At 72.1% G+C, this 10,512-nt stretch carries 6 protein-coding genes; 3 read left to right on the forward strand and 3 right to left on the reverse strand.

The window, feature by feature from the left end; genetic code table 11:
• Positions 1-206: SsgA family sporulation/cell division regulator (locus tag HLK59_RS44455; RefSeq protein WP_171147363.1), on the reverse strand; the 206-nt coding region annotated here is incomplete at its 3' end.
• Positions 207-677: 471 nt separating this feature from the next.
• Between HLK59_RS44455 and HLK59_RS44460 the strand changes: the two genes are divergently transcribed.
• Positions 678-2,105 (forward strand): SpoIIE family protein phosphatase, encoded by a 1,428-nt coding sequence (locus tag HLK59_RS44460; protein ID WP_171147364.1) that lies wholly within the window; start codon positions 678-680, stop codon positions 2,103-2,105.
• Positions 2,106-2,132: 27 nt separating this feature from the next.
• On the opposite strand, the gene HLK59_RS44465 is transcribed toward HLK59_RS44460, so the two are convergent.
• The gene (locus HLK59_RS44465; protein WP_171147365.1) at positions 2,133-3,623 is read right to left on the reverse strand and encodes a hypothetical protein; all 1,491 of its coding nucleotides are present in this window, start codon (positions 3,621-3,623) and stop codon (positions 2,133-2,135) included.
• A gap of 254 nt (positions 3,624-3,877) precedes the next feature.
• On the opposite strand from HLK59_RS44465, the gene HLK59_RS44470 reads away from it, so the two are divergent.
• Entirely contained in the window at positions 3,878-5,017 is a 1,140-nt protein-coding gene (locus tag HLK59_RS44470; protein WP_171147366.1) for an aminoglycoside phosphotransferase family protein, read from the forward strand.
• A gap of 275 nt (positions 5,018-5,292) precedes the next feature.
• Entirely contained in the window at positions 5,293-7,248 is a 1,956-nt protein-coding gene (locus tag HLK59_RS44475; RefSeq protein ID WP_171147367.1) for an N-acetylmuramoyl-L-alanine amidase, read from the forward strand.
• Here the strand turns inward: HLK59_RS44475 and HLK59_RS52185 are convergent.
• Positions 7,194-10,512: WD40 repeat domain-containing protein (locus HLK59_RS52185; protein ID WP_171147368.1), on the reverse strand; the 3,319-nt coding region annotated here is incomplete at its 5' end. The two genes, HLK59_RS44475 and HLK59_RS52185, sit on opposite strands and share 55 nt — an antisense overlap.

The following is a 10,512-nucleotide window of genomic DNA, read 5'->3' on the forward strand; positions in this document are numbered from 1 at the left end:
GCCGGGCCCCGCAGCCCCGCCTCCAGAAGGGAACGGGCGAAGGTCCAGCTCACCACCTCCCCGTCGAGCGCGACCTCGGGCGGGAAGTCGAGGTGCACCGCGAGCGGATCCGCGGAGGTGTAACGCAGCGTCGTGGGGATGGGCAGTTCCTGCTCGTCGGCGGTGATCAGGCGTCCGTGGGCGAGCTGCTCGAGGTTGGTGTCCATGATCGGTCCCCACTGCGGGTCGGAGGTCGGCCGGATTGCCGATGTCTGTACGACCTCGCAAGTGCCGTTTGCATTACGCCGAAGCCCGCATCAATTGATGTGACCTGCATCACATCACCACGGCCCGAGTCCGAGCCGGCCGCCCCGGCCGAGACCCTCACGCCCGAGCCCTGGCCGGACCCGATCCTCATCTGCTACACCTCATAGAACACGGAGCCGTCGAACACATAGATGAATGCCGACTCGGAGGCCCGGACGGTACGTCAACTCACGTACGCTGACTACGACTTGCCCCATCGGGCGACGTACACCGATCGCACGGGGAAACCCCTCCGTGAAGACTGTGGCATATGCCAGAAGCACCACCGGATCGTGTGTTGCCAAATCCCTTACAGGGCGTCGCGGGCTGTGCCACAGTCGTAACGGTCCCTCCGCCAGCCTTGGCCGTAACTCCCCGCATCGGAGCGCGTCATGCCGTCCCATCTCTCTGCGGACCGCCCACCCGCCCAGCCGCCAGGTGGCGGCTCGGTCGACGCGCTCATATCGCAGACGCGACGGCTCAAGGGCGACGTGGACGCCGTACGACGGGACGCCCAGGACGACGGATCGGACCCGCAGGGACGCTGGCAGCGTGCGCTGTACAACCTGGCACTGCACCAACTCAACGACCTCGACGGGCACTTGGCCCAGTTGCGGGAAGGCCCACCCGCGCCCGCACCGGTCGAGCCGGCACCCGTCACCCCGACCGCGCCGACCGCTCCCCGGCGCGACTCCCTGCTCAGCAGGGTCGGCAGCGCGGAGTGGAACCTGCTGACGGACGAGGCCAGTTGGTCCGGTGAGCTCTACCAGATACTGGGCCGCGACCCGGCCACTCCCCCGCTCACCCTCGACGAACTGCCGTCCCTGGTGCTCGACGAGGACCGGCCGCTGCTGACGTCGATGGTCACGGACTGCCTCGTCGACGCCAAGCCGATCGACGGGGAGTTCCGGGTGCTGCGCACGGACGGCGCCGTGCGCACCGTGCACATGATGGGCGAGCCCGTGCTCGACGCCGACGGCAGCACCGCGTCCATGTGGGCCGTGCTGCGGGACGTCAGTGAACTGCGCCGCAGCCAACGGGTGGTGAGCGAGACCCGTGACTCGCTCCAGCGCCACCAGCACCGCGCGCAGACCGAGCACCGGCTCGCGGTCGAGCTGCAGGAGGCTGTGCTGCCGCCGTGGCGCGGCTCCCTGCGGCTCCCGCGACGCGGCCCCGAGACCCTGGATCTGGCGGCGCACTGTCTGCCGTCCTCGACAAGCGCGTTGATCGGCGGCGACTGGTACGACGCGCTCGAACTCGCCGACGGCGACATGCTGCTCAGCGTCGGCGATCTCACCGGCCACGGCGTCGCCGTGACCTCGGGCATGGCGACCCTGCTGGGCGCCGTGCGCGGCATGGCCATGGCGGGCACCCAGCCGGGACAACTGCTGTCCTGGCTCAACCAGTTACTCGACGCCACCGTGCAACCCGCGCTCGGCAGCGCGATCTGCTGCCGCTACCGGCCCGAGACCCGTACGCTCGCCTGGGCGCAGGCCGGACACCCCGCCCCGCTGCTGTTCCGCGACGGGACGGGGCGCAGGCTGAGCGCACCGGACGGCGTCCTGCTCGGCGCGACCTCGGGTGCCTCCTACGAGCAGGCCGAAGAGCCTCTCGCGGTCGGCGACCTGCTCCTGCTGCACACCGACGGGCTGGTGCCCGGGCACGACAGCACGGAGGCCGTGAATCTTCTCCTCGGCCTGGCCCCGCGCTTCGACGAGGCGCGCACCGCGCAGGACTGTGCGCGGATGGTCGTGGAGGAGTTCGGCGAGACCGAGCGCGAGGACGACGCCTGCGTGCTCATCGCCAAGGTGACAAGCTGAGATCGACTACCGCCGCGCACAAGCCCCCTATGCCCGTGCGCTGCTGCCGCCCTTGGCCGTCCTCGGCAGGGCCAGCTTGATCTCCTCCCTCAGCTCGTAGATCCTCGGGTAGCTGGAGTACTCGGCGGTGAGCCGGTACATCTGGCGCAGCCGGTCCCAGGTGCGGTGCGAGGAGTTGGACCCCATCGACACCAGGGCCAGCCTGGCGTAGCGGTCCGCCTGTTCCGGGTCGTCCGCGATGAAGCAGGCCGAGGCCATCGACAGGAAGTCGAAGATCTTCGACCGCTGCCGCCCGTCGACCCGCAGGGCCAGGGCCTTCTCCGCGTAGTGCTGGGCGTGTGCGGCGGCCGTCGGCTCGTGCTCCGCCAGCGTGCGGTACGCCAGGGCCTGCATGCCGTACAGATCCTCTTCCTTGAAGGTCTGCATCCAGCTCGGCGGTGGCACGTCGCCCTTCTCCGAGACGAAGAGGTCCTCCGCCTGTCCGAGGGTGCGGCGCATCGCCTGCCCCTTGCCCATCGACGCCTGCGCCCAGGCCTCGATGGTGTAGAGCATCGCCCTGGTGCGCGGCAGCACCTGTTCTCCGGAGCCGGACTGGGCGAGCTTCATCAGGTCGAGTGCGTCGTCGGGCCGGCCCAGGTGCACCATCTGGCGAGCCGCTCGGGAGAGCGCCTCCCCGGCGCGGGGCCGGTCGCCGCCCTCACGGGCCGCATGGGCGGCGATGACGAAGTACTTCTGGGCCGTGGGTTCCAGGCCGACGTCATGCGACATCCAGCCCGCGAGGACGGCGAGGTTGGCGGCGACACCCCACAGGCGCCGCTGGAGATGTTCGGGGTGTCGGTAGGCGAGCATGCCGCCCACCTCGTTGAGTTGGCCTACGACCGCCTTGCGCTGGAGCCCGCCGCCGCGGGCCGCGTCCCACGCCCGGAACACCTCGACGGAACGCTCCAGTTCCTCGATCTCCTGCGATCCGATGGGGGCGGCCTCGTAACGGTCGAACCCAGCGGGGTCGGCGTGCAGTGGATCGTCGAAGCGGGGAGCGTCGGCCGTCAGGGCCGGGTCGGAGTGCAGCCAGTCGTGCATGGCGCTGCTGAGTGCGGATCCTGCGGTGAGCGCGACACCCGCACCCACCAAGCCGCGTCGGTTGAGCATGAGGTCCATTCCCGTGAATTCGGTGAGGACCGCCGCGGTCCGCTCGGGCGCCCACGGCACACCGTCGGGATGTTCCGCACTCCCGGCGTCCTGCCGTTTCCCCGTACGCCCGTGCCGGACCAGACCGAGGTCCTCGATGGTCACGACACGGCCGAGACGCTCGGTGAACAGGGCAGCCAGCACACGGGGCACCGGATCGCGCGGGATCTCTCCCATGTCGATCCAACGCCGCACCCGTGAGGTGTCGGTCGACAGCTGGGGGTGGCCCATGGCCGCCGCCTGCCGGTTGACCAGCCTCGCGAGTTCACCCTTGGACCAGCCGGCCAGGCCGAACAGGTCCGAGAGTCGGGTGTTGGGATGTCCGCTCACGTCAAGCCCCCAGGTTCTCGGCTGAGTTGACAGTAGCCCGGTGAGAGTTGCCGGGCGACTATTCGCCAGGGTTCGCCAGGGTGCGCCAGATGGTGTGCCACTGGGCGACGGGTGTCAGGTAGGAACGCGCCACCCCGACCCGGCCGCTGCCATATGACGGGTGCATTCCCCAGGGTGCACCTCCAGGCGGTCGGGCCGGGTAGCGCACTTGCGCAGACATGCACAGCAGGCACACGAAGGGATCTGTTTCGCCCATGTACGCAGCATCGTCCTCCGTGTCCGCCCCGCCCCGGTCGCTGCACTCCCGCCCGGCGGGCAGCGGCCCCTACCTCGACCCCGCTCGCCCGGCGGCCCCCGTGCTCGGTGCCGGCAGGACGCGGCGCGCTCCGGGGCTCGGCACCCAACCGCTGAGCGGGAGACTCGACTTGTCCGGCCCTCAGGGCGCGCAGCTGCGTACGGCGATCGCGTCGGTGCACCGGATCTGTCCGGAGTTCGCTCCGGTTCAGGTGCTGCGCCGCAGCGGACGCTCCGTCCTCCTGGTGGGGACGACCGGGCGCAGCACAGCCGTCGCCAAGTGTTTACTGGACCACTCCCCCGCATGGGCGGAGCGGATCCGGCACGAGATAGCGGCATACCGCTCGTTCGTCCGGCATCGCCCGCCCGTGCGGGTGCCCCGGTTGATCGCGGCGGACCCGGACAACTGCACCCTGGTGATCGAGCGGATGCCGGGACGGGTGGCGGCTCTGCACCGGCACCCGGCGGAGGCCCCGCCGCGGGCGGACATCCGGGCGGCGCTCGGTGCGATCTGCCGGCTGAACGCCTGGCGGCCGCCGGCGGGCACCTTCGACGCCCCGCTGGACTACGCGGCCCGTATCTCCCGGTACCACGAGCTGGGGCTGCTCACCGACCGGGACATGGGTGACCTGCAGAAGCTGCTGCACGGGATCGCGGCGACCTCGGGCCGGCACGGCATGGGTCAGTTCTGCCACGGCGACGCACTGCTCTCGAACATCCTTCTGTCACCGGCCGGTCCAGTGCTGGTGGACTGGGAGCACGCGGGCTGGTATCTGCCGGGGTACGACCTTGCGACGCTGTGGTCGGTGCTCGGGGACGCGCCGGTGGCCCGTCGTCAGATCAGCCAGATCGCGCAGTCGGCGGGCCCGGCCTCGCGCGACGCCTTCCTGGTGAACCTGATGCTCGTACTGACCCGTGAGATCCGTACCTACGAGACGGCCGTGCAGCGTTCGATGCACGACACGACCCCGGCGGCACCGGGAGTGGCCCACCCAGGTGCTGCGCCGTCCGGCGAGGAACAGCGGCTGCTGCTGAGGCGGCTGCACGACGACTGCCAGCTGGCCCGACGGGCCGTACGCGCGGCGGTCGGCACTCGCTGACGGGGACGTCGGTCCGCGGTGCGCCCTGGGACAGCGGCGCACCGCGGACCTTCGTATGTCCGCCCGCTCGCGGGCCTTCGCATCCGGCCCATTGGTGTAAGCCACTGACGCCCCGCAGGCCCGGAAGGTGCCGCCGCGAAACTCCCGGGACCCCCGGTTGACAAGGGAATTCTCCTGCCCCTGGGCATGATTGACGGATCGTCGGCAAGCCGGTACCACTGACGCACGCCCGGCCCCGCACGGCTCATCGCGACCGACCGTCCCAGGAGGCTGCAATGCGAGGATCCGACCCGACCAGCGCCCGCGGGCACAGACCCGCGCGGGCCGCCCTCGGCGCGGTCGCCACCGCGGCACTGCTGCTGCCCCTGCTCGGCGCGGCCCCCTCCGGCGCGCGGACCTCGGCGAACGGCCTCCAGCTGGCGTTCGCCTCGGCGGCCGCCAGGTACGAGGTCCCGCAGAGTGTCCTCCTCGGTGTCTCCTACCTCCAGTCCCGCTGGGACGCGCACGCCGGGGCGCCGAGTGTGACCGGCGGTTACGGCCCGATGCACCTCACCGACGCCCGGACCGCGCTCGCCGAGGCCCCGCACCACAGCGAGGGCACGGAGGACGCGCGCGGCGACAGCGCCCGGGCGGCCCTGCTGCCCGACCCCGAGGTACCGGCGCCGGCCGAGTTCCCGGCCCGCCTCACGACCTTGCCGAAGGCGGCGGCGCTGACCGGTCTGAGCGCCGAGGCGCTGCGGACCGATCCGGCGGCGAACATCGCCGGCGGCGCCGCGCTCCTGGCGGACGCGCAGCAGCACCTGGGTGAACCGCTCAGCGAGGACCCGGCGGACTGGTACGCGGCGGTGGCCCGTTTCTCGGGCGCGGACGACACCGCGACCGCGTCGGCGTACGCCGACGACGTGTACGACGTGATCCGCAGCGGCGAGGAACGCACCACGGACGCCGGCCAACTGGTCGCCCTGGCGGCCCAGCCGGCCGTCACCCCCGACACCTCCCCCATGAAGCGGGCCGGTCTGCGGACGCTCGGCGCCGGGAAGACCCAGTGCCCGAAGTCGGTGTCCTGCGAGTGGATCCCGGCGCCGTACGAGGAGTTCGGCGACAACGACTACGGCAACCACGACCTGGGCGACCGGCCGAAGGCGCAGGGCATCAAGTACATCGTCGTCCATGACACCGAAGGCACCTGGGAGGGCGTCCTCAACCTGGTGCAGGACCCCACCTACGTCTCGTGGCAGTACACGCTGCGCTCCACCGACGGCCACATCGCCCAGCATGTGAAGGCCAAGGACGTGGCCTGGCACGCGGGCAACTGGTACATCAACGCCAAGTCGATCGGTCTTGAGCACGAGGGCTTCCTGGCCGATCCGGACGCCTGGTACACGGAGGCGATGTACCGCTCGTCGGCGCGGCTGGTGAAGTACCTCGCCAAGAAGTACGACATCCCGCTGGACCGGCAGCACATCCTCGGCCACGACAATGTGCCGGGCCCGACCACGGCCACCGTCGGGGGCATGCACACCGACCCCGGTCCGTTCTGGGACTGGCGGCACTACTTCGAGCTGCTCGGCCGGCCGTTCGAGGCCACCGGCGGCAAGGACGCCGCGCTGGTGACGATCCGGCCCGGCTACGCGGCCAACCAGCCGGAGTACACAGGCTGTGTCACCAAGGGCGAGCCGTGCGCGGCGCACGGTTCGAGCGAGGTGCGGCTCTACTCGGGGCCCGGCGAGACCTACCCGTTGATCAAGGACATCGGTCTGGGCACGGTGCCCGGCACCGGGGTGAACGACATCTCCTCACGGGTCTCCACCGGTCAGCAGTACGCGGTCGCCGGACGGGACGGCGACTGGACGGCGATCTGGTACCTGGGGCAGAAGGCCTGGTTCGAGAACCCGGGTACGGCCCCGACCGCGGTGGGCGCGAAGGGCCTGCTGGTGACGCCCAAGGCCGGCCTGGAGAGCGTCCCGGTGTATGGGCGCGCGTACCCCGAGGCCTCCGCGTACCCGGCGGGAGTGCCCGCACAGGCGGTGTCGCCGCTGCCGTACAGACTCCTCGAGGGCCAGAAGTACGTGGCCGGTGACAAGGTGCCGGGCGAGTACTACTACGCGGTCACCTTCACCACGGACTCGCACGAGGTCGTGGTCGGCAAGGACCTCTACTACGAGATCCAGTTCGGTCACCGGGTGGCGTTCGTGCGGGCGGCGGACGTCGACGCGCAGGTCTCCCGGTAGGGGACGTCGGGGAGTTGGCGGTGCCACTCCTCGGGTGAGAGGCCGTCGCGGACCCGTCGGCAGACGGTGTCGGCGGCGGCCTCCGGTGTGATCTCGTACGTCTGCACGGGGGTGTGGTCGCCCGCCGCGTACAGGAGGGTGCCGTCGGGGCTGAAGGCCAGGGCTGCGACGGTGTCGCCCGGGGTGGGCAGCGGCGCTCCGACCCGGCGGCGGGAGGCGACGTCCCAGAGATGGAGCGTGCCCTCGTCGCCGACGACCGCGAGGGTGCGTCCGTCCGGGGAGAAGGCCACCGCGGAGACGTACTGGTAGGTGGTGGTGTCGGGGTCGGCCAGGACGCCGAGCCGGCCCTTCAGCCGGCCGTCCCAGAGCTCGACCCGGCCGGAGCCGTCCCCGACCGCGAAGTAGGCGCCGTCCGGGCTGAAGGCCATGGCGGTCCCGCCGCCGGGGAGGCCGGTGGAGGGCAGTCGGGTGCCGGCGGGGAGCCGGTAGGCCTCGCCGCCGGTGGTGACGAGGAGATCGCCGTCGGGGTGCGGGAGGGTGCCGCCGGAGGTGCCGGACAGGGTGGCGGTGGTCGTACGGCGTGCGAGGTCCCAGACGCGGGTGGCGGCGGTGTCGGGGACGGGTTCCTCGGTGAGGAGCAGGGAGCGGTCGTCCGGGCCGAAGGCGATGTGGGCGAGCGGGGCCGGGCCGAGGTCGTCGGGGGTGAGCGTCGTGGTGACCCGGCGGTCCTGGATGTCGTAGAGCCGCACCCGCTCCGGGGTGCGGGCGGTGACGTAGTGCGCCACCCCGTAGGCGAGGGTCCTGCCCGTCGAGTCGAAGGACAGGGTCAGTGTGCAGTGGGTGGGCGGTGGGTCGTTCGGGGGGAGCTCGCACGGCAGCCGTCCGAGGTCGGCGAGGCGGCGGCCGGTGCGGGCGTCGAGGAGACGGAAGCGGAGGTGCCGGCGGTCGGGGTCCGGGCGGACCGTGGCGAGGGTGGTGCCGTCCGGGCTGAACCGTGCCGCGTAGGTCGGGGTGGTGTCCCAGTCGGAGGTCGTCGATCTGCCCAGGGTCACGGTGTGGACGGTGGGGCCCCAGACGCCCTCGGCGCCGCCGAGGTAGCGCAGGGTGCGGTCGTCGAGGCGGATCTCCTTGACGACCTCGCCGGAGAGCCGGTGCCGGAAGACCGGGAAGACGGGGGTGATCAGGCGCCAGACCAGGATCTCGTCGCCGTCCGAGGCGGCCACGAAGGTGCCGTCCGCACTGAACCGGGCCAGTTTCAGGTTGGTGTACTCCACGGCGGCGACCTGTCGGCCGGTGTCGATCCGCCAGGCGCGGAAGCCGGTGGCGTCGATGACCCCGAGCAGCGTGCCGTCGGGGCTGAAGGTGATCTGTTCCTGGAGGCAGGTGCCCACGGAGACCTCGGGCAGCCAGGGGGCGGTGATCTGGCGCTGCCCTGCCACGTCCCACAGCTGGAGGCGGCGGCCGGGCACGCAGAGGGCGAGGTACCGGTCGTCGGGGCTCACCGTCGCGTCGGGCATGCCCTCGCCGGTCAGCACCGTCGCACGGCGTTCGCGCTCCAGCTGCTTACGGACCGCCATGAGCCGGGCCCACGGGGTGCCGGCCTCGCTGAGGGATCCCGGGTTCTCGATCTCCAGCAGCCGCTTCCTGGGCCGTGCGTCCCAGAGCTGGATGCGTGTCCCGTCGTAGACGACGAGGGTGCGGCCGCTCGGGCTCATCTCCGCGCCGCCGTCGGCGTCGGTCAGGGGCGCTCCGGTGCGGCCGGTGGTGAGGTCGTGGACGGCGATGGCGGTGCCCTCGAAGACGGGGAGCCAGTCCGCGTCCGTGCGCGGGAAGCCCGCCTGCGGCAGGGTGGCGCCGAGGCCGGGGAGCCGGGCGGTGCGTCGCTCGGCGTCGACGTCCCAGCGGGTCACCCTGTCCGCGCCCAGGCTGAGCAGGGTGCGGCCGTCGGCGCTGAGCCGTCGCATGGTCTGCTTGCCGCGGTCCGGATCGGTGAAGACGTGCTGTTCGTGCTGGGCGGCGGCCGCGGACAGCGCCGACCTGGTCTCCGGCAGGTCGGCGACCCGCCAGGCGGCGAGGCTGAGCCGCATCGACGTGACCGGGTCGGACATCCGCAGGCTCTCCGCCACACCGGCGATCCGGCGGGCCTCGGCCTCGGTGTGGCGCTGTTCGCTGGACCGGTTCTGCTGCCAGGCCACGAGTCCCGCGACGAGGCTGAGCGCCACCAGGACGCAGAGCAGGGTGTAGCGGGTCCGGGTCCGGCGTCGCTCACGGTGCCGGGCGCCCGTGCTGCGGTCCAGGAACTCCCGCTCCAGCGGGGTGAGTTCGCGGGCGTTCCGCGCGAAGTGCTCCTCGGCGCCGGCCAGTCGTACACCCCGGTACAGGGAGTCCGGGTCGCGGTGGAGCAGTGCCCAGGTGTGGGCGGCCTCGGTGAGGTGGCGTTGGGCGCGCAGGCGTTCGCGGTCCTCGTCGATCCAGGTGCGCAGCCGGGGCCAGGCGGTGAGGAGTGCCTCGTGGGCCAGGTCGACGGTGCCGTGGTCGAGGGTGATGAGGCGAGCGCGGGCGAGGCGTTCGAGGACGAGGTCGGTGTCAGTCCCGGTGCCGGTGTCGGCGTCGGCGTCGGCGTCGTGGGTTTCGGCGCTCGACTCCCCTTCGCCGGCGGTGAGTTCGGCTCGGTCGGCGGGGCGCCGGGTGTCCGGGGTGCCCTGGCCCGGGGTGACCAGTCGGAGCAGGATGCGCCGGGCGGTGACGGCCTGCGCGGGGGTGAGTCCGGCGTAGAGCTCCTCCGCGGTGCGGGCGATGGCTCCGTGGATCCCGCCGGCCGCCTCGTAGGCCGCTTCGGTCAGGGTGCGGCCGCGGCGGCGGCGCCAGGTCTCCAGGAGGGCGTGGGACATCAGCGGGAGGGCGCCCGGTTCGTCGGCCACGTCGTCCAACAGCCGTGCGGTCAGCGTGCGTTCGACCACCAGACCGCCGAGGGCGGCGGGCCGGACGATGGTCTCGCGCAGTTCGTCGGGGCCCATGGGGGCGACGAGCAGCGTGGCGTCCTGGGCGGCTTCGGCCAGCCGCGGGTGGCGGGTGAGGTGGCCGTAGAAGTCGGCGCGTACGGCGATCACGACCCGGCGGCGGGAGCCGTCGAAGAGCAGGTCCAGGAAGCGGGCGCGTTCGTCCGGGTCCGTGCAGAGGGTGAAGAGTTCCTCGAACTGGTCGACCAGGACGAGGGGCGTGTCCGACGCCAGGGTGTCGGCGTGGGTGCGGGCGGGGTGCGGG

The sequence above is a fragment of the Streptomyces sp. S3(2020) genome (assembly GCF_013044505.1).
In the GTDB taxonomy this organism is placed as follows: Bacteria; Actinomycetota; Actinomycetes; order Streptomycetales; family Streptomycetaceae; genus Streptomyces.